This window comes from Pseudomonas putida, from assembly GCF_028682455.1.
GTDB lineage: Bacteria > Pseudomonadota > Gammaproteobacteria > Pseudomonadales > Pseudomonadaceae > Aquipseudomonas > Aquipseudomonas putida_AA.
The window spans coordinates 628,663-655,086 of sequence record NZ_JANHLD010000001.1 but is presented as its reverse complement, the minus strand read 5'-3'; the positions used below and the strand labels follow the sequence as shown (position 1 = coordinate 655,086).

The following is a 26,424-nucleotide window of genomic DNA, read 5'->3' as shown; positions in this document are numbered from 1 at the left end:
AAGATGCAGGACCTGTCCGAGCATCGGGTAGGCCTGGTCCAAAACCTACCCCCAAGACCCTGCCGCCCATAAGAGGGGGAGGCGTTGCCCAGATGAATTTTTCTTTAACCCGGGTACCGCCTATTCTTTGGCACAATCAAGTCTCTACTCGCCGCCCAGGTAATAGCATGCCCCGCGTACTGACTATCGAAGACGATGCGGTCACCGCACAAGAAATCGTCGCCGAACTCTCCAGCCATGGCCTGGAAGTGGATTGGGCCGACAACGGCCGCGAAGGCCTGGCCAAGGCCATTGCCGGCGGTTACGACCTGATCACCCTGGACCGCATGCTCCCCGAGCTCGACGGCCTGACCATCGTCACGACTCTGCGCAACCTCAAGATTGCCACGCCGATCCTGATGATCAGCGCCCTCTCGGATGTCGACGAACGGGTACGCGGCCTGCGTGCCGGTGGCGACGACTACCTGACCAAACCCTTTGCCTCCGACGAAATGGCCGCCCGGGTCGAAGTGCTTTTGCGCCGCAACAGCGTGCCGCTGGCGCAGACCCGCCTGCAAGTCGGCGACCTGGAGCTGGACCTGATCAGCCATGAAGCCCGGCGCGGCGAGCACACCCTCAACCTGCTGCCCACCGAGTACAAGTTGCTGGAATTTCTCATGCGTCATGCCGGCCAGGTGATAACCCGGATGATGATTTTCGAGGAAGTCTGGGGGTATCACTTCGACCCCGGCACCAACCTGATCGACGTGCATATCGGCCGCTTGCGCAAGAAGATCGATGCCGCAGGCCAGACCCCGCTGATTCGGACCGTACGGGGCTCGGGCTATGCCATTGCCGAACCCGTCTAAGGGCTGGAGTTCGTCCACCAGTCGCCTGCTTGCGCTGTACAGTTTTCTGTTCGTGGCCTGGAGCAGCATCCTCATGGGAGTGCTGTATTTCGAGGTCTCGGGCTATTTGAACAAACTCACCCGCCATTCGCTGCTGCAGCGCCAGCACCTGTTCGCGCACATGAGTGGCAAGCAGCTGGACGATGCCCTGATCGCGAGCCAGGCTTTCGAAGAGCGCAGCTTCGACGCCTACGGCCTGTTCGACGCGCAGTTCAACCCCTTGGGCGGACAGATACGCCAGGTACCGACGGAGCTGGGCCTGGACGGCAAGATCCATGAGCTGAACCGTTGCCTGGACGCCGACGACCCGCACCTGCCACGCGACAGCTGCGATGCGGTGGCCATCAAGGTGCGCGATGGTCGCTGGCTGATCCTGGTACGCGACAACGGATCGCTGTTCGTGGTCACCCGCATCATCCTTCATGCCCTGCTCTGGGGCCTTTCCTTGACGATCATTCCCGGCATCGCCGGCTGGTACCTGCTGCGTCGACGGCCGCTCAAGCGCATCCGCGCGATCCAGGCCACCGCCGAGCAGATCGTCGCCGGCGACCTGACCCGACGCCTGCCGCTGTCGCAGCGCCGTGACGAGCTGGACATGCTGGCCGCGATCGTCAACGCCATGCTCGACCGCATCGAACGGCTGATGCACGAGGTCAAGGGCGTGTGCGACAACATTGCCCACGACCTGCGCACTCCGCTGACCCGCCTGCGCGCCCAGCTCTACCGCATCCGCCAGCAGGCCGGCGACGAATCGCCCCAGGCCGAGGCGCTGGAACAGGCCATTGGTGACACCGACACGCTGATGGCGCGCTTTCGCGGCCTGCTACGGATCAGCGAACTGGAAGACCGCCAGCGTCGTGCCGGCTTTGTCGAACTGGACCCGCGGGCGCTGCTGCTGGAGATGCATGACTTCTACCTGCCGCTGGCCGAGGACGGTGAAATTCAGCTGAGCCTCGAGGTGCCAGCGCAGTTGCCGCCGCTGCATGGCGATCGCGAGTTGCTGTTCGAAGCGCTGGCCAATTTGCTGGGCAATGCCATCAAGTTCACCCCCGCAGGCGGCCAGGTGCGTATGCGCGCCAGCAGTGATGCTGGGGATGTGCAGATCGAGGTCGAGGACAGCGGGCCGGGGATTCCCGAAGACGAGCGCGGGGCGGTGTTGAAGCGCTTCTACCGTAGCGAGGAAGGCCATCGCCACCCGGGGTTCGGGCTAGGGCTGTCGATCGTTGCGGCGATCGTTGATTTGCATGGCTTCGGGCTGGAGGTGGGGAATAGCGAATTGGGGGGCGAGGTTGGTGGTGAATTGTCGGGCCTCATCGCGGGGCAAGCCCGCTCCTACCGTGTAGGAGCGGGCTTGCCCCGCGATCGGTCAGTCGGCCAGGCGCCAGGTGGTCCCACCCTTGCCGTCTTCCAGCACCACACCCATGGCGGTGATCTGGTCACGGATCCGGTCGGATTCAGCCCAGTTCTTGTCGGCACGCGCCTGCAGGCGCGCCTGGATCAGGGCCTCGACTTCAGCCGCATCGACCTTGCCTTCGGCACCGGCGCGCAGGAAGTCGTCGGCATCCAGTTGCAGCACACCCAGCAAGTCACCCAGCTCACGCAGGCGACCCGCCAAGCCAGCTGCGGCCTCTGGCTCGCTATCGCGCAGGCGGTTGATTTCTCGCACCAGGTCAAACAGCACGGCACAGGCTTCGGGGGTACCGAAGTCGTCGTTCATCGCCAGGGTGAAGCGGTCGACGTACGTCTCGCCACCCTTGGCCTCGACCCGCGGCAAGCCGCGCAGGGCGTGGTAGAAACGCTCCAGGGCACCCTTGGACTCGCGCAGGCTGTCTTCGGAGTAGTTGATCGAGCTGCGATAGTGGCTCGACACCAGCAGGTAGCGGACCACCTCTGGGTGATACTTGTCGAGCACATCGCGAATGGTGAAAAAGTTGTTCAAGGACTTGGACATCTTCTCGCCATTGATGCGAATCATGCCGCAGTGCATCCACGAGTTGGCGTACTGCTTGCCCGTGGCGGCCTCGCTCTGGGCGATTTCATTCTCGTGGTGCGGGAACTCGAGGTCGTTGCCGCCGCCGTGGATGTCGAAGCTTTCACCCAGGCAGCAGGTGGACATCACCGAGCACTCGATGTGCCAGCCCGGACGGCCCGGGCCCCATGGCGATTCCCAGCTCGGCTCGCCCGGCTTGACGCCCTTCCACAGGACGAAATCGAGCGGATCCTGCTTGGCTTCGTCGACCTCGATGCGCGCACCGATGCGCAGGTCTTCGATCTTCTTGCGCGACAGCTTGCCGTAGCCGACGAACTTGCCGACGCGGTAGTACACGTCGCCATTGCCGGGCGCATAGGCATAACCCTTGTCGATCAGGGTCTGGATCATCGCGTGCATGCCGGCGATATGGTCGGTGGCACGCGGCTCCTGGTCCGGCGGCAGGATGTTCAGGCGGCGCTCGTCCTCATGCATCGCGTCGATCATGCGGGCGGTCAGCGCGTCGAACGACTCGCCGTTCTCGTTGGCCCGGTTGATGATCTTGTCGTCGATGTCAGTGATGTTGCGCACGTAGGTCAGGTCGTAGCCGCTGTAGCGCAGCCAACGGGTGACCAGGTCGAAGGCGACCATGCTGCGGCCGTGGCCCAGGTGGCAGTAGTCGTACACAGTCATGCCGCAGACGTACATGCGCACCTTGTTGCCTTCGAGCGGCTTGAAGACTTCCTTGGTTTTGCTAAGCGTGTTGTAGATGGTAAGCACGAGCGTTCCTCAGCTGCCCCACGAATCGCGCAGGGTCACGGTCCGGTTGAATACCGGGCGACCCGGCTGGGAGTCTTTCAGGTCGGCGCAGAAGTAGCCTTCGCGCTCGAACTGGAAGCGGTCTTCTGGCTGGGCCTGGCCCAGGGAAGGTTCCGCACGACAACCGGTGAGTACCTGCAGCGAATCGGGATTGATGTTGTCGAGGAAGGTGCCGCCATCTTCGGTCTTCTCGGGGTTGGCCGAGCGGAACAGACGGTCGTACAGGCGCACTTCGCATTCGACGCTGGCAGCCGCCGGTACCCAGTGGATCACGCCCTTGACCTTGCGGCCTTCAGGGTTCTTGCCGAGGGTGTCCGGGTCGTACGAGCAACGCAGTTCGACGATGTTGCCGTCGGCATCCTTGATGGCCTCGTCGGCGCGGATCACGTAGCTGCCGCGCAGGCGCACTTCACCGGCGGGTTCCAGGCGCTTGTAGCCCTTTGGCGGCTCTTCCATGAAGTCGTCGCGGTCGATGTAGAGCTCGCGGGCGAACGGCAATACGCGCACGCCCATGTCTTCTTTCGGGTGGCGCGGCAGTTCGAGGTTCTCGACCTGGTCCTGCGGGTAGTTGGTGATGACCACTTTAAGCGGGCGCAGCACGCACATGGCGCGTGGCGCGGTGCGGTCGAGGTCTTCGCGGATGCTGAATTCGAGCATCGACATGTCGACCACGCCGTCGGAACGGTTGGTGCCGATCATTTCGCAGAAGTTGCGGATCGAGGCCGGGGTGTAGCCGCGGCGACGGAAGCCCGACAGGGTCGACATGCGCGGGTCGTCCCAACCGTTGACGTGCTGTTCGTCAACCAGTTGCTTGAGCTTGCGCTTGCTGGTGATGGTGTAGTTCAGGTTCAGGCGGCTGAACTCGTACTGGCGCGGCTTGGCCGGCACCGGCAGGTGGTCCAGGAACCACTCGTACAGCGGACGATGGCCTTCGAACTCCAGGGTGCAGATGGAGTGGGTGATGCCCTCGATGGCGTCCGACTGACCGTGGGTGAAGTCGTAGTTGGGGTAGATGCACCACTTGTCACCGGTCTGGTGGTGGTGGGCATGGCGGATGCGATAGAGGATCGGATCGCGCATGTTCATGTTCGGCGACGCCATGTCGATCTTGGCGCGCAGCACGCGCTCGCCGTCCTTGAACTCGCCGGCCTTCATACGGGCGAACAGGTCCAGGTTCTCCTCGACCGAACGCTCGCGGAACGGGCTGTTCTTGCCAGGTTCGGTCAGGTTGCCACGGTATTCCTTGGACTGCTCGGGAGTCAGGTCGCAGACGTAGGCGTCACCGGCCTTGATCAGCTCCACGGCCCAGTCGTGCAGTTGGTCGAAGTACTCCGAGGCGTAGCGCACAGGGCCGGTCCACTCGAAGCCCAGCCACTTGACATCGCTCTGGATGGCGTCGATGTACTCCTGGTCCTCTTTGGCCGGGTTGGTGTCATCGAAACGCAGGTGACAGGCTCCGCCGAACTCCTGGGCCAGGCCGAAGTTCACGCAGATCGACTTGGCATGGCCGATGTGCAGGTAACCGTTGGGCTCTGGCGGGAAACGGGTGACGATGCTGGTGTGCTTGCCCGAGTCCAGGTCGGCCTGCACGATCGGACGCAGGAAGTTCGCAGGGACGGCGGGCGCGCCTTTGGCAGCGGCGTTGGGAGCGGTGTCGGCAGTGGGCTTGCTCATAGGATCCTTGAAATACGGGTACACGGCCTGGGTAGGCCGACTGAATCAAAGCGCTTATCATAGCCGAAGCGGTCGAGCTGCCGACAGCGCCCTGCCGACAAACTGGCGGGATATTCGACCGGCAATGCAAAAAAACTGCCGCGAGCCACGTATCGCGGGTTGTAGACTGTGCGTCAGGTTTACATCGCGTTGCGGCGCGACCCTATTTCAAATGCCTTGAAAGAGCGAATTCCAGCATGTCCAAAGTCAAACTGAGCACCAACCACGGCGACATCATCCTGAAACTGGACGCCGAAAAGGCCCCTAAAACCGTCGAGAACTTCGTTCAGTACGTGAAAGAAGGCCACTACGACAACACCGTGTTCCACCGTGTGATCAAGGGCTTCATGATCCAGGGCGGCGGTTTCGAGCCAGGCATGAGCCAGAAGAAAACCCGCGCCAGCATCCAGAACGAAGCGGACAACGGCCTGAAAAACATCAAGTACAGCATCGCCATGGCCCGTACCATGGAGCCGCATTCGGCCTCGGCGCAGTTCTTCATCAACGCCTCCAACAACGACTTCCTCAACCACAGCGGCAAGAACGTGCAGGGCTGGGGCTATGCGGTGTTCGGCGAAGTGACCGAAGGCCAGGACATCGTCGACAAGATCGAAGGCGTTGCCACAGGTTCCAAGGCTGGCCACCAGGATGTGCCGAAGGACGACGTGATCATCGAGAAAGCAGAGATCATTGAGTGATACTGCTGATCTCTGATCTGCACCTGCAAGAAGAACGCCCGGACATTACCCGGGCGTTTCTTGATCTGCTCGACGGACGTGCCCGCCATGCCCGGGCGCTGTACATCCTCGGTGACTTCTTCGAGGCGTGGATCGGCGACGATGGCATGACCCCCTTCCAGACCGGCATCTGCCAGGCCCTGCGCGCCTTGAGCGACAGCGGCACGCAGGTATTGCTGATGCACGGCAACCGCGACTTCCTGATTGGCGAGGCCTTCTGCAAGGCCGCAGGCGCAACCTTGCTGGCCGACCCGAGCGTGGTGGAAATGGGCGGTGAGCCGGTGCTGCTGATGCATGGCGACAGCCTCTGCACCCTGGACCTGGCCTACATGAAACTGCGCCGCTACCTGCGCAACCCGGTGAGCCTGTGGATCCTGCGGCACCTGCCGCTGGGCACCCGGCAGAAACTGGCGCGCAAGCTGCGCAGCGAAAGCCGCGCGCAAACGCGGATGAAGGCCACCGATATCGTCGACGTGACCCCGGAGGAAGTGCCGCGGATCATGGCCCAGTACGGCGTGCGCACGCTGGTGCATGGGCACACCCATCGTCCGGCGATTCACAAACTGCTGGTCGATGGTCAACCGGCACGGCGAATCGTGCTGGGCGACTGGGATCGCCAGGGCTGGGCGCTGGAGGTGGATGAACAAGGGTTTCAACTGCAGCCATTTGCCTTCCCCTGATAGCGCCGATCGCTGGCAATCCAGCCCCACAGGTCATGTAGCAACCCTGTGGGCGCTGGCCTGCCAGCGATGCTTTTTCCTCAGTGCCCTGCCGCAGCAGGCCCGGCCTTGGCCGCAAACGGCGGCTTGGCCAGCCACACCAGCAGAATCAACCCTGCAAACACCCAGCCCATCAGGGTGAAGTAATCCACCGTCGACATCATGTACGCCTGACTGCTGAGCATCCGTTCCAGCTGCGCATACGACTGCCCGTTCGCCCCGCCCAGGTGGTTGAGCGCTTCACGGGTGGCCGGCTCATAGGTACTGATGCTTTCACTCAGGTACGCATGGTGCTGGTCGGCCCGGCGAATCCAGATCCAGGTGGTCAGCGAGGCGGCAAAGCTGCCGCCCAGGGTACGCAGGAAGGTGGCCAGGCCCGAGCCGTCGGCAATCTGGTGCGGTGGCAGGTCCGAGAGCAGGATGCTCAAGGTCGGCATGAAGAACAGCGCCACGCCGATCCCCATGAACAACTGCACCAGGGCGATGTGCTGGTAGTCCACCTCGCTGGTGAAGCCTGCGCGCATGAAACAGCTGGTGCCGATCGCCAGGAAGGCCAGGCCCGCCAGCACGCGCAGGTCGAAGTTGTGCGCGTACTTGCCGACAAAGGGCGACATCAGCACAGGCAACAAACCGATCGGCGCCACGGCCAACCCGGCCCAGGTGGCGGTATAGCCCATTTGGGTCTGCAGCCACTGCGGCAAGATCAGGTTGATGCCGAAAAAGCCTGCATAACCGAACACCAGCACGATGGTGCCGATGCGAAAGTTGCGGTGCACGAACAGCCGCAGGTTGACCACCGGGTGTTTGTCGGTGAGCTCCCAAATGATGAACACGGCAATGAACACCACCGAAATCAGGCTGCCGACAACGATGAAGTTCGACTCGAACCAATCCAGGTCGTTGCCTTTGTCCAGCACGATCTGCAAGGCGCCCACGCCGATGATCAGGCACAGCAGCCCGACGTAGTCCATGGGCTGGCGGCTGGTACTGACCGGTCGCGTGCGCATCTGCTGGCGCACCACCGCCGCGGCGAACAGGCCGATGGGCACGTTGATGAAGAAGATCCACGGCCAGCTATAGCTGTCGGTGATCCACCCCCCCAGAATCGGACCGGCAATCGGCGCCACCACCGTGACCATCGCCAGCAGGGCCAGGGCCATGCCCCGCTTGGCCGGGGGATAGACCGCAATCAGCAGGGTCTGGGTCATCGGGTACAGCGGGCCGGCGACGATACCTTGCAGCACGCGAAAGCCGACCAGCTCCGGCATCGAGCGGGCGATACCGCACAGAAACGAGGCCAGCACGAACAGCAGAGTGGCCCAGATGAACAGCTTGACCTCGCCGAAGCGTCGGCTCAGCCAGCCGGTCAGCGGCAAGGCGATGGCATTGCTCACCGCAAACGAGGTAATCACCCAGGTGCCCTGCTCCACGCTCACGCCCAGGTTGCCGGCGATGGTCGGCAAGGCCACGTTGGCGATGGTGGTGTCGAGCACCTGCATGAAGGTCGCCAGCGACAGGCCGATGGTGGTCAGCAACAGGCTGGGCGGCGTGAATGACGCAGTGTTGCTCATCGCGCCGCCGTCTTGCTGGCCGCTGCGCTGTTGTCGTGGATCAGCCGGGTGATCATGGCGTCGGCTTCGACCAACTGGCGGTCATACACCTTGGTGGTGAACGAGGCCTTTTGCGGTGGCAACTGGGCCAACACCGGGCCGCTCTGATCATGCAGGTCGACGGTGACCTGGGTCGACAGGCCGATGCGCAGTGGATGCTTCGCCAATTGCTCGGCATTGATATGAATGCGTACCGGCACCCGCTGGACGATCTTGATCCAGTTACCCGTGGCGTTCTGTGCCGGCAGTAAGGCAAAGGCACTGCCGGTTCCGGCGCCCAGGCTGTCGATGGTGCCGCTGTACTTGACCTCGCTGCCGTACAGGTCGGCGACGATGTCCACCGGCTGGCCGATGCGCATGTTGCGCAACTGGGTTTCCTTGAAGTTGGCGCCGATCCACAACTGGTCCAGCGGAATCACCGCCATGGTCGCGGTCCCCGGTTCCAGGCGCTGGCCCAGCTGTACGGTGCGCTTGGCCACGTAGCCGGTCACTGGCGCCACCAGGGTGGTGCGGGCAGCCGCCAGGTAGGCCTGGCGCAGCTGGGCGGCGGCGGCCATCACTTCGGGGTGAGACGACACCACAGTGTCATCGACCAGTGCGGTGGTGGTATTGAGTTGCTGACGGGCATTGATCAGGGCGTTCTGCGCCGAGGCCAGATCGTCACGAGCGTGGGACAGTTCTTCAAGCGAGATCGCCCCGCCAGCCGCCAAAGTCTTGCGCCGGGTGTAGTTTTCCTGGGCCTTGGTCTGTTCGGCCTGGCGCGCTGCCACCTGGGCCTTCATGCCGTCGACATTGCTGTACAGCCCGCGCACCCGGCGCACGGCACGGGCCAGCTCGGCCTGGGCCGCCTGCAAGCCGATCTCGGCATCGCTCGGGTCGAACTCGATCAACACCTGGCCTTCATGCACCAGGTCGCCATCATCGGCGCCGATACTGACCACGGTGCCGGTCACCAGCGGGGTGATTTCCACCACGTTGCCATTGACGTAGGCGTCGTCGGTCTCTTCGTTCCAGCGTCCGTACAGTTCATGCCAGGCCCAGACGGCGCTACCGACCACGACGATCAGAAGCAGCAGGCCGAGCAGCCAGGTCTTGCGCTTGCGGGAGTTGTCGAGGTCCTGCGTGGCGCCAGCAGGGTCCGGAGTGTTGGCAATGGCCATATCGAATACCTTGGCTTACGCGTTTTCTGAAATGGAAGGCTGCGCCGCAGCAGTGCGCTGCGCAGTCAGGGTGTCACCGGCGGCGAGCAGGATCTTGGTCAACAGGCCTTCAAGGCTTGCCAGCTCATCCGCTGCCAATACGCCCAGCAGTTCGTTCATGGCCGCAGCCCCGACATGCGGCAGCTGGTCGGCGAGCTTCTGGCCCTCTTCGCTCAGTTCCAGGCGAACCTGGCGGCGATCGTCAGGGCAACGTCGACGCACGATCAGGTCCTTCTGCTCCAGGCGATCGAGCATGCGCGTCATCGATCCGCTGTCCAGGGCCAGGAAGCGGCACAGCTCGGCGGGGGTATCGACGTCGTACTGGGCGACGATGATCAGCACCTTGAATTGCGCGGCGGTCACGCCAAAGGCCTGCAAGTGGCTGTCGAGGATGCGGTCCTTGACCAGCGCAGCGCGGGCCAGCAACAGGCCGAGGGTGCAGGACTGGAAGTTCTCGGGGGTGTAGTGCGGCATGACAGGAGATACCTGCTTAGGCAGTTAGTAACATAATGTTACTGCTTAAGCAGCTAACGTCAAGGCATTAATTAGCTAGCTTATTAATGGCTCAAGGCAAGTTCGCTCCCCTGATGGGGCAATTATTAAGGATGAATTTCGTGGGGGCATTGCCAGCGATCGACCGTCTCGCGGTCGTTTTTCAGATCATCGCCGGCAACGCCGACTCCCACGCAGGTTCAGCGAACCCAGGTCAGGCAGGAATACCGCTGTGAAACCGGAACTCTTCGTCTGGCGAACTGATCAGCTCGGCTTCCACCGCCCTGACCTTCTCCACCACACGCTCGATATCGGCCGCATCACCGTACTGGTGTGCCAGCTTGAGGTACCCCTGGTAGTGGCGGGCCTCGCTATTGAGCAGGCCGTGGTAGAACTTGCCCAGTTCTTCGTCCAGGTGCGGCACCAGGGCGGCAAAGCGCTCGCAACTGCGCGCCTCGATAAAGGCCCCGACCACCAGGGTGTCGACCAGCTTGACCGGCTCGTGGGTCCGCACCACCCGGCGCAGCCCCGAGGCATAGCGTCCGGCCGACAAGGGGCGCAGGCCGATCTTGCGCCGCTTCATCAGGCGCAGCACCTGCTCGTGATGCACCAGCTCCTCGCGGGCCAGGCGCGACATCATGTTGATCAGGTCAAGGTGGGTGTTGTACTTGGCCATCAGGCTCAGCGCGGTGCTGGCAGCCTTGAACTCGCAGTTCTTGTGGTCGATCAACAGGGTTTCCTGGTCGGCGAGGGCCGCCTGGACCCAGGCATCAGGCGTACGGCAACCAAGAAAGGCATCGATTTCGGGAATAAGGGACATAGGCTCACAAACAGGCAGGGCAACGGCAAGACCGGCGATTATACCGGCGGCGGTGGCGATCACCAGTGACTATGCTTGATATGTATCAACGCCCATTGCACTTGGCGCCGACTATAGTCAGGCATTGGTCGCCATTTCTGAAGGGAGTTCACGCTCATGCAAGAAGTACGCAGCATCCTGGTGGTACTCGATCCCGAACATGCCCACAGCCGCGCCCTGACCCGGGCCAAACTGATTGGTGGTGCCACAGGCGCACGCCTGCACCTGCTGATGTGCGACAAGAAGCAGGACCACAGCGCCCTGCTCAGCCTGCTGGCCAGCCAGTTGCATGACGATGGCTTCGACAACGTGACCCACGAGCAGGCCTGGCACGACACCCTGCACGAATCGATCATCGATGTGCAGCAAGCCGAGGGCTGCGACCTGGTGATCAAGGAGCATCGCCCGGACAACCCGCTGAAAAAGGCGCTGCTCACTCCCAGCGACTGGAAACTGCTGCGCCAGTGCCCGTGCGCGGTGTTGATGGTCAAGCACGAGCGCCCCTGGACTGGCGGCGTGATCCTGGCTGCAGTCGACGTGGGCAACCATGACGAAGCGCACCGCCTGTTGCACAAGAACATCATCGACCACGGCTATGAGATCGCCAACCTGGCCAAGGGCAACCTGCACGTGATCAGCGCGCATCCGTCACCGATGCTGTCGGCGGCCGATCCGGTGTATCAACTCAAGGAAACCATCGAGCAGCGTTATCGCGAGGAATGCAGTGCCTTCCAGGCAGAGTTCGATATCAAGGACGATCGCCTGCATGTGGCCGAAGGCCCGGCGGATGTGTTGATCCCCTACACCGCGAAAAAGTACGACGCCGTGGTGACGGTGATCGGTACCGTGGCCCGCACCGGGATCTCTGGCGCGCTGATCGGCAACACCGCCGAGGTGGTACTCGATTCGCTGGAGAGCGATGTACTGGTACTCAAGAGTGAAGAGGCGCGGGTACACCTGACCGAATTGGCACAAGGCTGAAGCCATCGCGGGGCAAGCCCGCTCCTACTGCAGGAGCGGGCTTGCCCCGCGTTACGTCTAGCCCAATGCATCCTTCAGAAAGCCCGGCGCGATATAACGCTGGTAGTGCGCCTCGGACAGCAGGAAGAATTCCCGATCAATGGCGTCGCGCAACTGCGGCAGTTCCCAGTCGCGAAACTCCGGCAACAGCACCATGCCATAGGCCTCGAGATCGCGGATAACCCGCGCGCCGCGGGCGATCAACTGGTAGGCCCAGCAGTATTCGGACTGGTGCGGCACGAAGCGGATCTTGCGCTGCTCCAGCTGCAGGCGCAGGCGCGTGGCATCAAAGACCTCAAGTTTGGCGATCATGACCTGCACCAGCAATTGCTCGAGGCGCAGCCACACCGCACGCTTTTCGTCGTCGTTGTAGCCGTTCCAGTTGATCACTTCATGATGAAAACGCTTGCAGCCGCGACACACCAGATCCCCGTAAACCGTGGAACAGAGGCCGACACAAGGCGTTTTTATTGACTGATTGGACATGAAAAAGACAGCAGCTTGGCGGTGGAACAGGCTGCCATGTTAGCCCTTTGTCTAACGGGGGTCACTCGTTAAAGTCCTACAGCGCGCCTTACCTTTATCCAGTTTTTACCGTAGAATCACCCGGCCTTTTTAAGGCGCCAATGTCCGTTAGAAGCTGTTTTCAAAGCGTCACGAGCACAGTTCATCCGGTAGAACGGCGTTGGCCCGGGATATTCGCCTGTCGCATGTCCCGCGCCAGCCCTCATCAGCCTCCGTTCTACAGGCGTAAAACTTTGAAAGCAGCTTCTGTGAGGATTTCCTGCAACCCTGGCTACGCGGCCCAAGAAGCCGTATTGCGCACGGGTGCCGGACTTTCTGGATGAGCGTCCCGGACACCCATTTGGGACCACTGATGAGGGTAATAACTGTGCTTGAAGCCTACCGCAAACACATCGAAGAGCGTGCCGCCCAGGGTATCGTGCCCCAGCCGCTTAACGCCGAACAAACCGCAGGCCTGGTCGAGCTGCTGAAGAACCCCCCTGCTGGCGAAGAAGCCGTCCTCGTCGACCTGATCACCAACCGCGTTCCACCAGGAGTGGACGAAGCCGCCTACGTCAAGGCCGGTTTCCTCTCCGCTATCGCCAAGGGCGAAGCCACTTCCCCGCTGATCGACAAGAAACGTGCCGTAGAGCTGCTGGGCACCATGCAGGGCGGCTACAACATCGCCACCCTGGTCGAGCTGCTGGATGACGCCGAACTCGCCGCCGTCGCCGCCGAACAACTCAAGCACACCCTGCTGATGTTCGATGCCTTCCACGACGTCGCCGAAAAAGCCAAGGCGGGCAATGTCCACGCCAAGGCCGTACTGGAATCCTGGGCCGCCGGTGAGTGGTTCACCAGCAAGCCTGCCATCGCTGAAAAATACAGCCTGACCGTCTTCAAGGTCCCAGGCGAAACCAACACCGACGACCTGTCCCCTGCCCCGGACGCCTGGTCGCGCCCTGACATCCCGCTGCACGCCCTGGCCATGCTGAAAATGGCCCGTGACGGCATCGTGCCTGAGCAACAAGGCGTCATCGGCCCGCTCAAGCAGATCGAAGAAGTCAAGGCCAAAGGCTTCCCGGTTGCCTACGTCGGTGACGTGGTCGGTACCGGTTCTTCGCGTAAATCCGCCACCAACTCGGTGCTGTGGTTCTTCGGCGACGACATCCCGCACGTACCGAACAAGCGCGCCGGTGGCTTCTGCTTCGGCTCGAAAATCGCCCCGATCTTCTACAACACCATGGAAGACGCCGGCGCCCTGCCGATCGAGTTCGATGTCTCGAACCTGAACATGGGCGACGTCATCGACGTGTACCCGCATGCCGGCAAAGTCTGCAAGCACGGTACCGACGACGTCATCACCACCTTCGAACTGAAGACCCCGGTGCTGCTCGACGAAGTCCGCGCTGGCGGCCGTATCCCGCTGATCGTTGGCCGTGGCCTGACCGACAAAGCCCGCACCGAACTGGGCCTGCCGGTTTCCGACCTGTTCCAGAAGCCTGAGCAGCCTGCCGACACCGGCAAGGGCTACACCCTGGCCCAGAAAATGGTCGGCAAGGCCTGCGGCGTGACTGGCGTTCGTCCAGGCACCTACTGCGAGCCGAAGATGACCACCGTCGGCTCCCAGGACACCACTGGCCCGATGACCCGTGACGAGCTCAAGGACCTGGCGTGCCTAGGCTTCTCTGCCGACCTGGTCATGCAGTCGTTCTGCCACACCGCGGCCTATCCGAAGCCGATCGACGTCAACACCCACCACACCCTGCCGGATTTCATCCGCACCCGTGGCGGCGTGTCGCTGCGTCCAGGCGACGGTATCATCCACAGCTGGCTGAACCGCATGCTGCTGCCGGATACCGTCGGTACCGGTGGTGACTCGCACACCCGCTTCCCGATCGGCATCTCGTTCCCGGCCGGTTCCGGCCTGGTCGCCTTCGCCGCTGCCACCGGCGTCATGCCGCTGGACATGCCGGAGTCGGTACTGGTTCGCTTCAAGGGCAAGCTGCAACCCGGCATCACCCTGCGTGACCTGGTACACGCCATCCCTTACTACGGCATCAAGAACGGCCTGCTGACTGTCGAGAAGAAAGGCAAGATCAACGCCTTCTCCGGCCGCATCCTGGAAATCGAAGGCCTGGACGAGCTGACTGTCGAGCAAGCGTTCGAACTGTCCGACGCCTCGGCCGAACGTTCCGCTGCCGGCTGCACCATCAAGCTGCCGGAAAAGGCAGTGGCCGAGTACCTGAAGTCGAACATCACCCTGCTGCGCTGGATGATCAGCGAAGGCTACGGCGATGCTCGTACCATGGAGCGTCGTGCCCAAGCGATGGAAGCCTGGCTGGCCAATCCGGTTCTGCTGGAAGCCGACAAGGACGCCGAGTACGCCGAGATCATCGAGATCGACCTGGCCGACATCAACGAGCCTGTGCTCTGCGCACCGAACGACCCGGACGACGCCCGTCTGCTGTCCACCGTCCAGGGTGAGAAGATCGACGAAGTGTTCATCGGTTCGTGCATGACCAACATCGGTCACTTCCGCGCTGCCGGCAAGCTGCTGGAGAAGGTCAAAGGCTCGATCCCGACCCGCCTGTGGCTGTCCCCTCCAACCAAGATGGACGCTCACCAGCTGACCGAAGAAGGCTACTACGGCATCTACGGCAAAGCTGGCGCGCGCATGGAAATGCCGGGCTGCTCGCTGTGCATGGGTAACCAGGCACGTGTAGCGGCGAACTCGACTGTTGTGTCGACTTCGACCCGTAACTTCCCGAACCGTCTGGGTGATGGTGCCAACGTATACCTGGCTTCCGCCGAACTGGCTGCCGTTGCCTCGATCCTGGGCAAGCTGCCAACCGTCGAGGAGTACATGGAATACGCGAAGAACATCGACAGCATGGCTGCCGACGTTTACCGCTACCTGAGCTTCGACCAGATCGCCGAGTTCCGTGAAGCCGCTGCGAACGCCAACATCCCGGTCGTTCAAGCCTAAGCTGACTTAGCGTAAAAAAACCCCGCCAATCGGCGGGGTTTTTTGTGCCCACGGCACCGGTGGCCTCCAGGGGGGGAGCAACTGTCTTGATCAGCCATTCCCGCGAGAGGTCAGTACAGCCAGCACGCTCGGGATTGCCTGACCCACGACCACTTCGCAGCCGATCGCGGCCTGCCCCAGGATGCGCGCCCTCAGATCACCAACAGGTCAACGAACCGGTGTACCGCCGTCGCCTCAAGCATCGCCTGGTCCTTGCACAACGCAAAGATCTCGCTCACCCGCTGCCCGGCAAAGCGCGTCGCAAGGTTGGCCTTGAACTTCTCCTCGAGCAACGGAATACCCTCGGCGCGACGCCGGCGGTGGCCAATCGGGTACTCGACCACCACCCGCTCGGTACTCGACCCATCGCTGAAGAACACCTGCACCGCGTTGGCGATAGAACGCTTGTCGGCCTCCAGGTATTCACGGGTAAATCGCGGGTCTTCGACGATCTCCATTTTCTCGCGCAGCCGGTCGATGGTCGGGTGGGCGGCATGGAATTCGTCTTCGTAGTGTTCGGCCACCAGGTTGCCGAAAATCAGCGGCACGGCGGTCATGTACTGGATGCAGTGATCGCGGTCAGCAGCATTGGCCAGCGTGCCGACCTTGGAGATGATGCGGATCGCCGACTCGTGGGTGGTGATGACGATCCGGTCGATTTCATGCAGGCGGTTGCGCACCTGCGGATGCAAGGCCACCGCCGCCTCACAGGCGGTCTGGGCATGGAACTCGGCAGGAAAGCTGATCTTGAATAGCACGTTCTCCATCACATAGCTGGCAAACGGCTGGGAGAGGCTGAAGACACGCTTGCATTCAGGCTTGAGCGCCAGGTCCTTGTTGGTGTGGCTGAACAGTACATCGTAGAAGCCCCACTGCGGCGCCGTGAGCACCCCGGGCACACCCATTTCGCCACGCAGGGCGATATCGGCCAGGCGCACGCCTCGGCTGGAGGCGTCCCCCGCCGCCCAGGATTTGCGCGAGCCGGCATTGGGGGCATGACGGTAGGTCCGCAGTGCCTGGCCGTCAACGAAGGCATGGGAAAGTGCCGACAGGAGCTGCTCGCGGTTGGCGCCCATGAGCTTGGCGCACACCGCCGTGGACGCCACCTTGACCAGTAGCACGTGATCGAGGCCGACGCGATTGAAGGCGTTCTCCAGAGCGATGACACCCTGTATCTCGTGGGCCATGACCATGGCTTCGAGCACCGTGCGCATGCTCAAGGGCGCCTCGCCATTGGCGACACGCTTTTGTGAAAGGTGGTCAGCCACGGCCAGGATGCCGCCAAGGTTGTCCGAGGGATGCCCCCACTCGGCAGCCAGCCAGGTGTCGTTGTAGTCGAGCCAACGTACGATGCAACCGATGTCCCAGGCCGCCTTGACCGGGTCAAGGCGATAGCTTGTACCCGGTACCCGCGCACCATGCGGCACCACCGTACCGTCCACCAGCGGCCCCAGGTGCTTGGTGCACTCAGGGAAGCGCAACGCCAGCAGGCCGCAGCCCAGGGTGTCCATCAGGCAATTGCGCGCCGTGTCCAGCGCCTCCCCGGATACGACGGTGTAGTTCAGGACGTAGTCTGCAATGTCCTGCAGAATCCGGTCGTAGTCGGGGCGGTTGTTCAGATCAACGTTGGCACTCATTTCACATCTCTCTGTTGGGTAAACAGGGAGCCAAGCGCCGCTAACCGTTAGAAGGCATCACCGGGTACACGCACCCAGCCCTCCATCAGTATGCGAGCGCTGCGGCTCATGATTGCTTTGGTGACAGTCCACTCACCGTTCACCTGGCGAGCCTCGGCGCCAACGCGCAAGGTGCCCGACGGGTGTCCGAAACGTACGGCGCTACGCTCGCCACCACCGGCCGCGAGGTTCACCAGCGTGCCCGGCACTGCCGCGGCGGTGCCGATGGCCACGGCGGCGGTGCCCATCATGGCGTGGTGCAACTTGCCCATCGACAGCGCCCGTACCAATAGATCAACGTCGCCGGCGGCCACGGTTTTACCGCTGGACGACTGATACGCCACAGGCGGTGCCACGAACGCGACCTTGGGGGTGTGCTGGCGCTTGGCGGCTTCGTCGACATGAGCAATCAGGCCCATGCGCACCGCACCGTGGGCACGGATAGTTTCAAAACGAGCCAGTGCCTGCGGGTCGCTGTTGATCGCGTCCTGAAGCTCCGTGCCGGTGTAGCCGATGGCTTCGGCCTGGATGAAGATGGTCGGGATGCCGGCGTTGATCAGGGTCGCCTTGAGGGTGCCGACACCAGGCACTTCCAGATCGTCGATCAGGTTGCCGGTAGGGAACATCGAACCGCCCTCACCGTCTTCGTCGGCGGCGGGGTCCATGAATTCGAGCTGCACTTCGGCGGCCGGGAAGGTCACGCCGTCCAGTTCGAAATCGCCGGTTTCCTGCACTTCACCGTGGGTGATCGGGACGTGGGCGACGATGGTCTTGCCGATGTTGGCTTGCCAGATACGCACGGTGGCGATGCCGTTGTGCGGCACACGGCTGCTATCGACCAGGCCCGCGCTGATGGCAAAGGAGCCGACCGCTGCCGAGAGGTTGCCGCAGTTGCCGCTCCAGTCGACAAACGCCTTGTCGATCGACACCTGGCCGAACAGGTAGTCGACATCGTGCTCGGGCTTGCTGCTGCGCGCGAGGATCACGGTCTTGCTGGTGCTGGAAGTTGCACCGCCCATGCCATCGATCTGTTTGCCGTACGGGTCGGGGCTGCCGATCACGCGCAGCAGCAGCGCATCACGGGCAGCGCCCGGTACCTGGGCGCGCTCGGGCAGGTCCTGCAGGCGGAAGAACACGCCTTTGCTGGTGCCGCCACGGATGTAGGTGGCGGGAATCTTGATCTGCGGTACGTGAGCCATGGGAATCTTGTCCTGAGTAAAAACACGCAAACGTAAGACGGATACCGGGCCGGTGGGAGCCGGCCCGGCTCACCTCAGGCAGTCGCCGATTCGAGGAAGTCCTGGGCAAAGCGCTGCAGCACCCCGCCCGCTTCGTAGATCGACACTTCTTCGGCGGTATCCAGGCGGCAGGTGACCGGGACTTCCAGGCGCTCGCCGTTACGACGGGTGATCACCAGGGTCAGGGTTGCGCGCGGCGTGCGCTCACCCACCACGTCGTAGGTTTCGGTACCGTCGATGTCCAGGGTCTTGCGGTTCACACCCGACTTGAACTCCAGTGGCAGGACGCCCATGCCCACCAGGTTGGTGCGGTGGATACGCTCGAAGCCTTCGGCGACGATGGCCTCGACACCCGCCAGGCGAACGCCCTTGGCTGCCCAGTCGCGGGACGAGCCCTGGCCGTAGTCGGCACCGGCAACGATGATCAGCGGCTGCTTGCGATCCATGTAGGTTTCGATCGCTTCCCACATGCGCGTGACCTTGCCTTCCGGCTCGATCCGCGCCAGCGAACCCTGCTTGACCTTGCCGTCTTCGCGAACCATTTCGTTGAACAGTTTCGGGTTGGCGAAGGTGGCGCGCTGGGCGGTCAGGTGATCGCCACGGTGGGTGGCGTAGGAGTTGAAGTCTTCCTCCGGCAGGCCCATTTTCGCCAGGTATTCGCCGGCGGCGCTGTCGAGCATGATGGCGTTGGACGGCGACAGGTGGTCGGTGGTGATGTTGTCCGGCAGCACGGCCAGCGGGCGCATGCCCTTGAGCGTACGCTCACCGGCCAGCGCACCTTCCCAGTACGGCGGACGGCGGATGTAGGTGCTCATCTCGCGCCAGTCGTACAGCGGTGGGACCTTGGGACCGGTGTCTTCTTCGATGGTGAACATCGGGATGTAGACCTGGCGGAACTGCTCCGGCTTGACCGCCGCCTTGACCACTGCGTCGATCTCTTCGTCGCTCGGCCAGATGTCCTTGAGGCGGATTTGCTTGCCGTCGACCACGCCCAGCACATCCTTCTCGATGTCGAAGCGGATGGTGCCGGCGATGGCGTAGGCCACTACCAGTGGCGGCGAGGCCAGGAACGCCTGCTTGGCGTACGGGTGGATACGGCCGTCGAAGTTGCGGTTGCCCGAAAGAACAGCGGTGGCATACAGGTCACGGTCGATGATTTCCTGCTGGATAGTTGGATCCAGCGCACCGGACATGCCGTTGCAAGTGGTGCAGGCGAAGGCCACGATGCCGAAACCGAGCTGCTCCAGCTCATCGTCCAGGCCCGCTTCCTTGAGGTACAGGGCAACGGTCTTGGAGCCGGGCGCCAGGGACGATTTCACCCATGGCTTGCGGGCCAGGCCAAGTTTGTTGGCATTGCGCGCCAGGAGGCCGGCGGCGATTACGTTGCGCGGGTTGCTGGTGTTGGTGCAGCTGGTGATGGCAGCGATGATCACTGCGCCATCGGGCATTTGCCCCGGCACTTCTTCCCACTGTCCGGCGATGCCTTTGCTGGCCAGGTCGCTGGTGGCGACTCGCGCATGCGGGTTGGACGGGCCAGCCATGTTGCGCACGACGCTGGACAGGTCGAAGCGCAGCACACGCTCGTACTCGGCGTTGGCCAGGCTGTCGGACCAGAGGCCGGCGACCTTGGCGTAGGTTTCCACCAGCTTGACCTGCGCGTCTTCACGGCCGGTGAGCTTGAGGTAGTCGATGGTCTGCTGGTCGATGGAGAACATCGCCGCAGTAGCGCCGTATTCCGGGGCCATGTTGGAGATGGTGGCTCGGTCGCCCAGGGTCAGGGCACGGGCGCCTTCGCCGTAGAACTCGAGGTAGGCACCGACGACCTTTTCCTTGCGCAGGAATTCGGTCAGGGCCAGTACCACGTCGGTGGCGGTGATGCCCGGTTGCGGCTTGCCCGACAGCTCGACACCGACGATTTCCGGCAGGCGCATCCAGGACGCACGGCCGAGCATGACGTTCTCGGCTTCCAGGCCGCCCACACCGATGGCGATCACACCCAGGGCATCGACGTGCGGGGTGTGGCTGTCGGTACCGACGCAGGTATCGGGATAGGCCACGCCCCGTTCGGCGTGGATCACCGGCGACATCTTCTCCAGGTTGATCTGGTGCATGATGCCGTTGCCGGGCTGGATCACGTCGACGTTCTTGAACGCCTTCTTGGTCCAGTTGATGAAGTGGAAACGGTCTTCGTTGCGACGGTCTTCGATGGCGCGGTTCTTCTCGAACGCCTGCGGGTCGAAACCACCGCACTCCACGGCCAGGGAGTGGTCGACGATCAATTGCACCGGTACCACCGGGTTGACCTGGGCCGGGTCACCGCCCTTGTCGGCGATGGCGTCCCGCAGGCCGGCCAGGTCGACCAGGGCGGTCTGGCCGAGAATGTCGTGGCAGACCACGCGCGCCGGGAACCAGGGAAAGTCCAGGTCGCGCTTGCGCTCGATCAGCTGGCTCAGCGAGTCGTTGAGGGTCGCCGGATCGCAGCGGCGTACCAGGTTTTCGGCCAGTACGCGCGAGGTATAGGGAAGACGGTCATAGGCGCCGGGCTTGATGGCGTCGACAGCCGCACGGGCGTCGAAATAATCCAGGCCAGTGCCCGGCAGGTTCTTGCGAAATTCAGTATTCATGGCACAGGGACTCAATCACGGTAGGGTCGGGAGGCAATCCGGCTACCCCTCCTTGCTGCCGTGGGAGCGGGCTTGTACCGCGAAGCGATGCACTTGATCGATCGCTATCGCGGGGCAAGCCCGCTCCCACCCGCAGGAGGGAGCGCCAGCCGATTGCTCAGCGTTGTTCGATTGGCACGAACTTGCGCTGCTCAACGCCGGTGTACTCGGCGCTCGGACGGATGATGCGGTTGTTGGCACGCTGTTCGAACACATGCGCCGCCCAGCCGGTCAGGCGCGAGCAGACGAAGATCGGCGTGAACAGCTTGGTCGGGATGCCCATGAAGTGATACGCCGAGGCATGGTAGAAGTCTGCGTTGGGGAACAGTTTCTTCTGTTCCCACATGGTCTTGTCGATGGCTTCGGACACCGGGTACAGCACGGTGTCGCCCACTTCGTCAGCAAGCTTTTTCGACCAGCCCTTGATCACTTCGTTACGTGGGTCGGACTCTTTGTAGATCGCATGGCCAAAGCCCATGATCTTGTCTTTGCGCTCGAGCATGCCGAGGGTGCCGTTGATGGCTTCCTGCGGGGTCTTGAACAGCTCGATCATTTCCATCGCCGCTTCGTTGGCGCCACCGTGCAGCGGACCGCGCAGCGAGCCGATGGCCGCGGTGATGCAGGAGTACAGGTCCGACAGGGTCGAGGCACACACGCGGGCGGTGAAGGTCGAGGCGTTGAACTCGTGCTCTGCGTAGAGGATCAGCGAGACGTTCATCACCTTGACGTGCAGCTCGCTCGGCTTCTTGCCGTGCAGCAGGTGCAGGAAGTGGCCGCCGATGGTGTCTTCGTCGCTGGTGCAGTCGATGCGCACGCCATGATGGCTGAAGCGGTACCAGTAGCACATGATCGCCGGGAACAGTGCCAGCAGGCGGTCAGTCTTCTCGTGCTGCAGGTCGAAGCTCAGCTCCGGCTCCAGGGTGCCGAGTACCGAGCAACCGGTACGCATCACGTCCATCGGGTGGGCAGTAACCGGAATGCGCTCCAGCACTTCTTTCAATGCTTGCGGCAGGTCGCGCAGGGTCTTGAGCTTGCCCTTGTACTCGGCCAGCTGGGCCGCGCCTGGCAGTTCGCCGTAGAGCAGCAGGTAGGCGACTTCTTCGAACTCGGCGTGCTCGGCCAGTTCACGGACGTCATAGCCACGGTAGGTCAGACCGGCACCGGCCTGGCCCACGGTCGACAGTGCGGTTTGCCCGGCCACTTGACCACGCAGGCCGGCACCACTGAGTACTTTTGCTTCGGCCATTGTTTTTCTCCACTCTTGAATTTGTTATTGGATATCTGGCTAATCGCGGGGCAAGCCCGCTCCTACGGGTTTGAGACGTTCAACCCTTCTTCTGGGCGAACAGGGCGTCGAGGCTTTGCTCGAACGCGTGATAGTTGATGGCGTCGTACAGCTCCATGCGAGTCTGCATGGTGTCGATGACGTTTTTCTGCGTGCCGTCGCGACGCAGCGCGGTGTAGACGTTCTCGGCGGCCTTGTTCATGGCGCGGAACGCCGACAGCGGGTACAGCACCAGGGAAACATCGACCGAGGCCAGCTCCTGGGTGGTGTACAGCGGGGTGGCACCGAATTCGGTGATGTTGGCCAGGATCGGCGCCTTCACGCGGTCGGCGAAGGTCTTGTACATGGCCAGTTCCGTGATCGCTTCCGGGAACACCATGTCGGCACCGGCCTCGATGCACGCGGCAGCGCGGTCCAGGGCCGCTTCCAGGCCTTCGACGGCCAGGGCGTCGGTACGCGCCATGATCACGAAGCTGTCATCGGTACGGGCGTCTACCGCCGCCTTGATGCGGTCGACCATCTCCTGCTGGGAGACGATTTCCTTGTTCGGACGGTGGCCGCAGCGCTTGGCGCCGACCTGGTCTTCGATGTGGATGGCTGCTGCGCCGAACTTGATCATCGACTTGACGGTGCGGGCCACGTTGAAGGCCGAGGAACCAAAACCGGTGTCGACATCCACCAGCAGCGGCAGGTCGCAGACATCGGTGATGCGGCGCACGTCGGTGAGCACATCATCCAGGCCGGTGATACCCAGGTCCGGCAGGCCCAGGGAACCGGCGGCTACGCCCCCACCCGACAGGTAGATGGCCTTGAAACCGGCACGCTTGGCCAGCAGCGCATGGTTGGCATTGATCGCACCGACCACTTGCAACGGGTGCTCGGCGGCGACGGCATCGCGAAAACGCTGGCCGGGACTGCTTTTCTGACTCATGACTCACCTCGTGGGCTGGTAGCGTCCAGGTAATGACGCTCGATGTTGCGTTTGGAGGCGCCGATATGACGGCGCATCAAGAGCTCGGCCAGTTCGCCGTCACGGTCGGCGATGGCATCGAGAATCCGGTGGTGTTCGGCGAACGCCTGGCGCGGCCGATTGGGCGTGGCGGAGAACTGGATGCGGTACATGCGCACCAGTTGATACAGCTCGCCACAGAGCATCTGTACCAGGGTACGGTTACCGCTGCCCTGGATGATGCGGTAATGAAAGTCGTAGTCGCCTTCCTGCTGGTAGTAGCCAAGGCCTGCCTGGAAGGTGGCGTCGCGCTCGTGGGTATCGAGCACCCGTCGCAGCTCTTCGATCTCGGCTACGCTCATACGCTCGGCCGCCAGGCGGCAGGCCATGCCTTCCAGGGATTCACGGATTTCGTAGAGTTCGATCAGTTCGGCGTGATTGAGCGACACCACCCGCGCCCCGACATGAGGCACGCGCACCAGCAGGCGCTGGCCTTCAAGGCGGTGGATGGCCTCGCGCAGCGGCCCGCGGCTGATGCCGTAGGTACGCGCCAGCTCAGGCTCGGAGATCTTGCTGCCCGGGGCGATCTCGCCCTTGACGATAGCCGCCTGGATGCGCCGGAAGACGTTTTCGGAGAGGGTTTCCGAATCCTCTGCTACTGCGCCGGGGGCTTGGGCTGTGTCCAGCATATTGTCGACACCTCGTAAATCAATGTGGCCAAAACTAGCCAAATCGACAGCAAGAGTCAAAGACAAAATGAACATTGTCGACAATCGTCTAAGAACGAACTTCACTACCCCCAGCGTTGTCAGAGTGCAGCCGCTGGCGCCAGCACACCAGCGTGATAGAATGCCGCGCCTCACACGAGGCATGAATAGTGTGCCTGTCATCAATTTGTGTTGCTGACAGATGAACGAGGAAGCTTGCGCAGTACTGCCAGTGGCCTTGACCCGAACATCGCACAGCACCGCGCCAGGATTTATGAGACTTACGCCCCTCCCACTGTTGTTCAGCCTGTTCTTCCTGCCTGCCCCGAGCCAGGCCGCAGAAAAGACCGTGTACGGCCTTAATGAATACGCCCGCCTTGCCGATATCGACCTTGAGGTTGCCGCCAAGCTCGATACCGGGGCCAAGACCGCCTCGCTCAGCGCCCGCGACATCAAGCGCTTCAAGCGCAACGGCGAGTCCTGGGTGCGCTTCTACCTGGCAATTGACGCCGCCCACGCGCATCCGATAGAACGACCCCTGGCCCGCGTCAGCAAGATCAAGCGCCGCGCCGGCGATTACAACCCGGACGAAGGCAAGGCCTACACCGCCCGTCCAGTGATTGAAATGAACATCTGCATGGGGACGGCCAAACGCGTCATCGAAGTGAACCTCACCGACCGCAGTGCGTTCCAGTACCCGCTGCTGATCGGCTCGGAGGCGCTCAAGCACTTCGATGCACTGGTCGACCCAAGCCTTAAATACGCGGCCGGCAAACCTGCCTGCGCCCCTGACGCTCACACCGCAGAGTAATCCCGATGCGCTCTCTTACCCTTCATCTGAAAGTCCTGATCACCGTACTGGTGCTACTGGGCATCATTGTCACGGCCTATCAGATTTTCTTCCTCGGCATCCCGGTGACCGAAGACGAAACCGACGACCTGTGGAACATCGATGCCAAGGTCGAGTTCGTCGCCAACCCCAAGGACCCGGTCAAGGTACAGATGTTCGTGCCACCGCTGAGCCGTGACTATGTCAGCCTCAACGAGAGCTTCATCTCCAACAACTACGGGGTCAGCGTCAACCGCGTCGACGGCAACCGCAAGGTGACCTGGTCGGCCCGTCGCGCCAGCGGCAACCAGACCCTGTACTACCGCCTGGTCCTGACCAAGCGCTACAGCACCGAAAAAGCCAAGATCAAGGGCCCGACCTTCCGCGACAGCCTCGCCGTCGAAGGCCCGGAGAAGATCGCCGCCGAAGCCCTGATGGCGCCCATCCGCCAGCACTCGGCCGACGTCGAGACCTTTGTCAGCGAGACCATCAAGCGGGTCAACAACCTCAACGACGACAACGTCAAGCTGCTGCTGGCCGGCGATACCTCGTCGCTGAACAAGGCCAAGGTCATCGACCTGCTGCTGTCCATCGCCCACGTGCCGGTCGAAAAGGTCCACACCATCCGCCTGGTCGCCGACCAGCCGCAAACCCCTGAGCTGTGGCTGCGCAGCTTCAACGGCACCGACTGGCTGTACTTCAACCCGGATACCGGCGAGCAGGGCCTGCCGACCGACCGCCTGCTGTGGTGGACCGGTGACGACAACCTGATCACCGTCGACGGCGGCAAGAAAGCCAACGTCAGCTTCAGCCTCAACAACAGCGAGATGAACGCCATCCGCCTGGCCAAGCTGACCGACGAGAACACCGACGCCGACTTCCTCGAATACTCGCTCTACGGCCTGCCCCTGCAGACCCAGCAGACCTTCATGATCATGGTGATGATCCCGATCGGCGTGCTGGTGATCCTGGTACTGCGCAACCTGATCGGCATCCAGACCCTGGGTACCTTCACCCCGGTGCTGATCGCCCTGGCCTTCCGCGAGACCCAGCTGGGCTTCGGTATCATCCTGTTCACGGTGATCACCGCGCTTGGCCTGTCGCTACGCTCCTACCTCGAACACCTCAAGCTGCAGATGCTGCCGCGCTTGTCGGTGGTCCTGACTTTCGTGGTGGTACTGATCGCCGCCATCAGCCTGTTCAGCCACAAGCTGGGCCTGGAACGCGGCCTGTCGGTTGCCCTGTTCCCGATGGTGATCCTGACCATGACCATCGAACGCCTGTCGATCACCTGGGAAGAACGTGGCGGTGGCCATGCGATGAAAGTCGCCATCGGCACCCTGTTCGCCGCCTCCCTGGCTCACCTGCTGATGAGCGTGCCGGAGCTGGTGTACTTCGTCTTCACCTTCCCGGCGGTACTGTTGATCCTGGTGGGCTTCATGCTGGCGATGGGTCGCTACCGCGGCTACCGCCTGACGGAGCTGGTGCGCTTCAAGGCTTTCGTGAAGGCTGACGCCTGAT

General features: G+C 62.6%; 20 protein-coding genes and 1 pseudogene. 8 read left to right on the top strand and 13 right to left on the bottom strand.

Going from position 1 to position 26,424, the window contains the following annotated elements; translation table 11 throughout:
* The first annotated feature begins 167 nt into the window (after positions 1-167).
* A complete protein-coding gene (locus tag NPS58_RS03140) occupies positions 168-848 on the top strand; it encodes a response regulator transcription factor (RefSeq protein WP_274113429.1) in 681 nt (226 codons plus the stop codon).
* Positions 826-2,230, top strand: a pseudogene (locus tag NPS58_RS03135) (sensor histidine kinase). Before NPS58_RS03140 ends, NPS58_RS03135 begins: the two are co-directional and overlap by 23 nt.
* A gap of 23 nt (positions 2,231-2,253) precedes the next feature.
* Here the strand turns inward: NPS58_RS03135 and cysS are convergent.
* Together cysS and NPS58_RS03125 are read right to left on the bottom strand one after the other, a co-directional pair.
* Positions 2,254-3,636: a cysteine--tRNA ligase gene (cysS, locus tag NPS58_RS03130; RefSeq protein ID WP_274113427.1), complete on the bottom strand. Its 1,383-nt coding sequence runs from the start codon at positions 3,634-3,636 to the stop codon at positions 2,254-2,256.
* A 9-nt stretch (positions 3,637-3,645) separates the two neighbouring features.
* Positions 3,646-5,349 (bottom strand): glutamine--tRNA ligase/YqeY domain fusion protein, encoded by a 1,704-nt coding sequence (locus NPS58_RS03125; protein ID WP_274113425.1) that lies wholly within the window; start codon positions 5,347-5,349, stop codon positions 3,646-3,648.
* Positions 5,350-5,585: 236 nt separating this feature from the next.
* Here NPS58_RS03125 and NPS58_RS03120 point away from each other — a divergent pair, with 236 nt between their 5' ends.
* Together NPS58_RS03120 and lpxH are read left to right on the top strand one after the other, a co-directional pair.
* Positions 5,586-6,086, top strand: coding sequence for a peptidylprolyl isomerase (locus NPS58_RS03120; protein WP_274113423.1), 501 nt, complete (start codon positions 5,586-5,588; stop codon positions 6,084-6,086).
* Positions 6,083-6,805 carry a UDP-2,3-diacylglucosamine diphosphatase gene (lpxH, locus tag NPS58_RS03115; protein WP_274113421.1) on the top strand — a complete coding sequence of 241 codons (723 nt, stop codon included), beginning with the start codon at positions 6,083-6,085 and terminating at the stop codon, positions 6,803-6,805. The genes NPS58_RS03120 and lpxH overlap by 4 nt, the downstream gene beginning before the upstream one ends.
* 80 nt (positions 6,806-6,885) lie before the next feature.
* Here the strand turns inward: lpxH and NPS58_RS03110 are convergent, their stop codons facing one another.
* The 4 genes from NPS58_RS03110 to NPS58_RS03095 form a co-directional block, all read right to left on the bottom strand.
* Positions 6,886-8,415, bottom strand: coding sequence for a DHA2 family efflux MFS transporter permease subunit (locus NPS58_RS03110; RefSeq protein WP_274113419.1), 1,530 nt, complete (start codon positions 8,413-8,415; stop codon positions 6,886-6,888).
* Positions 8,412-9,614 (bottom strand): efflux RND transporter periplasmic adaptor subunit, encoded by a 1,203-nt coding sequence (locus tag NPS58_RS03105; protein ID WP_274113417.1) that lies wholly within the window; start codon positions 9,612-9,614, stop codon positions 8,412-8,414. The genes NPS58_RS03110 and NPS58_RS03105 overlap by 4 nt, the downstream gene beginning before the upstream one ends.
* A 15-nt stretch (positions 9,615-9,629) precedes the next feature.
* Positions 9,630-10,127: a MarR family winged helix-turn-helix transcriptional regulator gene (locus tag NPS58_RS03100; protein WP_274113415.1), complete on the bottom strand. Its 498-nt coding sequence runs from the start codon at positions 10,125-10,127 to the stop codon at positions 9,630-9,632.
* 232 nt (positions 10,128-10,359) lie between these two features.
* Positions 10,360-10,965: a tRNA-(ms[2]io[6]A)-hydroxylase gene (locus NPS58_RS03095; protein WP_274113413.1), complete on the bottom strand. Its 606-nt coding sequence runs from the start codon at positions 10,963-10,965 to the stop codon at positions 10,360-10,362.
* A 156-nt stretch (positions 10,966-11,121) separates the two neighbouring features.
* On the opposite strand from NPS58_RS03095, the gene NPS58_RS03090 reads away from it, so the two are divergent.
* Positions 11,122-11,985 (top strand): universal stress protein, encoded by an 864-nt coding sequence (locus NPS58_RS03090; RefSeq protein WP_274113411.1) that lies wholly within the window; start codon positions 11,122-11,124, stop codon positions 11,983-11,985.
* A gap of 57 nt (positions 11,986-12,042) precedes the next feature.
* On the opposite strand, the gene NPS58_RS03085 is transcribed toward NPS58_RS03090, so the two are convergent.
* Positions 12,043-12,510, bottom strand: a complete 468-nt coding sequence (locus NPS58_RS03085) for a DUF1289 domain-containing protein (protein WP_274113409.1) — start codon at positions 12,508-12,510, stop codon at positions 12,043-12,045.
* Positions 12,511-12,916: 406 nt separating this feature from the next.
* On the opposite strand from NPS58_RS03085, the gene acnB reads away from it, so the two are divergent.
* Positions 12,917-15,517 carry a bifunctional aconitate hydratase 2/2-methylisocitrate dehydratase gene (acnB, locus tag NPS58_RS03080; RefSeq protein WP_274115340.1) on the top strand — a complete coding sequence of 867 codons (2,601 nt, stop codon included), beginning with the start codon at positions 12,917-12,919 and terminating at the stop codon, positions 15,515-15,517.
* Positions 15,518-15,708: 191 nt separating this feature from the next.
* Here the strand turns inward: acnB and prpD are convergent, their stop codons facing one another.
* From prpD to NPS58_RS03050, 6 genes are all read right to left on the bottom strand, one after another.
* A complete protein-coding gene (gene prpD, locus NPS58_RS03075; protein WP_274113407.1) occupies positions 15,709-17,193 on the bottom strand; it encodes a 2-methylcitrate dehydratase in 1,485 nt (494 codons plus the stop codon).
* A gap of 47 nt (positions 17,194-17,240) precedes the next feature.
* Complete coding sequence (gene prpF / locus NPS58_RS03070; RefSeq protein ID WP_274113405.1) at positions 17,241-18,431, bottom strand: 2-methylaconitate cis-trans isomerase PrpF; 1,191 nt, start codon at positions 18,429-18,431, stop codon at positions 17,241-17,243.
* 74 nt (positions 18,432-18,505) lie between these two features.
* A complete protein-coding gene (gene acnD, locus NPS58_RS03065) occupies positions 18,506-21,094 on the bottom strand; it encodes a Fe/S-dependent 2-methylisocitrate dehydratase AcnD (protein ID WP_274113403.1) in 2,589 nt (862 codons plus the stop codon).
* Positions 21,095-21,251: 157 nt separating this feature from the next.
* Entirely contained in the window at positions 21,252-22,379 is a 1,128-nt protein-coding gene (prpC, locus tag NPS58_RS03060; RefSeq protein WP_028941446.1) for a bifunctional 2-methylcitrate synthase/citrate synthase, read from the bottom strand.
* A 79-nt stretch (positions 22,380-22,458) separates the two neighbouring features.
* A complete protein-coding gene (gene prpB, locus NPS58_RS03055; RefSeq protein WP_028941445.1) occupies positions 22,459-23,349 on the bottom strand; it encodes a methylisocitrate lyase in 891 nt (296 codons plus the stop codon).
* A complete protein-coding gene (locus tag NPS58_RS03050) occupies positions 23,346-24,056 on the bottom strand; it encodes a GntR family transcriptional regulator (protein ID WP_274113401.1) in 711 nt (236 codons plus the stop codon). The genes prpB and NPS58_RS03050 overlap by 4 nt, the downstream gene beginning before the upstream one ends.
* 292 nt (positions 24,057-24,348) lie before the next feature.
* Between NPS58_RS03050 and NPS58_RS03045 the strand changes: the two genes are divergently transcribed.
* Positions 24,349-24,885 carry an ATP-dependent zinc protease family protein gene (locus NPS58_RS03045; RefSeq protein ID WP_274113399.1) on the top strand — a complete coding sequence of 179 codons (537 nt, stop codon included), beginning with the start codon at positions 24,349-24,351 and terminating at the stop codon, positions 24,883-24,885.
* Between the two features lie 5 nt (positions 24,886-24,890).
* Positions 24,891-26,423 (top strand): inactive transglutaminase family protein, encoded by a 1,533-nt coding sequence (locus NPS58_RS03040; RefSeq protein WP_028941442.1) that lies wholly within the window; start codon positions 24,891-24,893, stop codon positions 26,421-26,423.
* Position 26,424 lies beyond the last annotated feature (1 nt).

Bases quoted from the DNA above. Each gene is read 5' to 3' on its own strand.
- NPS58_RS03110 (WP_274113419.1), bottom strand. From the start codon at position 8,415: ATGAGCAACACTGCGTCATTCACGCCGCCCAGCCTGTTGCTGACCACC.
- NPS58_RS03100 (WP_274113415.1), bottom strand. From the start codon at position 10,127: ATGCCGCACTACACCCCCGAGAACTTCCAGTCCTGCACCCTCGGCCTG.
- acnD (WP_274113403.1), bottom strand. From the start codon at position 21,094: ATGAATACTGAATTTCGCAAGAACCTGCCGGGCACTGGCCTGGATTAT.
- NPS58_RS03040 (WP_028941442.1), top strand. From the start codon at position 24,891: ATGCGCTCTCTTACCCTTCATCTGAAAGTCCTGATCACCGTACTGGTG.
- NPS58_RS03050 (WP_274113401.1), bottom strand. From the start codon at position 24,056: ATGCTGGACACAGCCCAAGCCCCCGGCGCAGTAGCAGAGGATTCGGAA.
- NPS58_RS03085 (WP_274113409.1), bottom strand. From the start codon at position 12,510: ATGTCCAATCAGTCAATAAAAACGCCTTGTGTCGGCCTCTGTTCCACG.
- NPS58_RS03120 (WP_274113423.1), top strand. From the start codon at position 5,586: ATGTCCAAAGTCAAACTGAGCACCAACCACGGCGACATCATCCTGAAA.
- NPS58_RS03105 (WP_274113417.1), bottom strand. From the start codon at position 9,614: ATGGCCATTGCCAACACTCCGGACCCTGCTGGCGCCACGCAGGACCTC.
- NPS58_RS03045 (WP_274113399.1), top strand. From the start codon at position 24,349: ATGAGACTTACGCCCCTCCCACTGTTGTTCAGCCTGTTCTTCCTGCCT.
- NPS58_RS03090 (WP_274113411.1), top strand. From the start codon at position 11,122: ATGCAAGAAGTACGCAGCATCCTGGTGGTACTCGATCCCGAACATGCC.
- prpC (WP_028941446.1), bottom strand. From the start codon at position 22,379: ATGGCCGAAGCAAAAGTACTCAGTGGTGCCGGCCTGCGTGGTCAAGTG.
- NPS58_RS03140 (WP_274113429.1), top strand. From the start codon at position 168: ATGCCCCGCGTACTGACTATCGAAGACGATGCGGTCACCGCACAAGAA.
- NPS58_RS03095 (WP_274113413.1), bottom strand. From the start codon at position 10,965: ATGTCCCTTATTCCCGAAATCGATGCCTTTCTTGGTTGCCGTACGCCT.
- prpB (WP_028941445.1), bottom strand. From the start codon at position 23,349: ATGAGTCAGAAAAGCAGTCCCGGCCAGCGTTTTCGCGATGCCGTCGCC.
- prpD (WP_274113407.1), bottom strand. From the start codon at position 17,193: ATGAGTGCCAACGTTGATCTGAACAACCGCCCCGACTACGACCGGATT.
- NPS58_RS03125 (WP_274113425.1), bottom strand. From the start codon at position 5,349: ATGAGCAAGCCCACTGCCGACACCGCTCCCAACGCCGCTGCCAAAGGC.
- prpF (WP_274113405.1), bottom strand. From the start codon at position 18,431: ATGGCTCACGTACCGCAGATCAAGATTCCCGCCACCTACATCCGTGGC.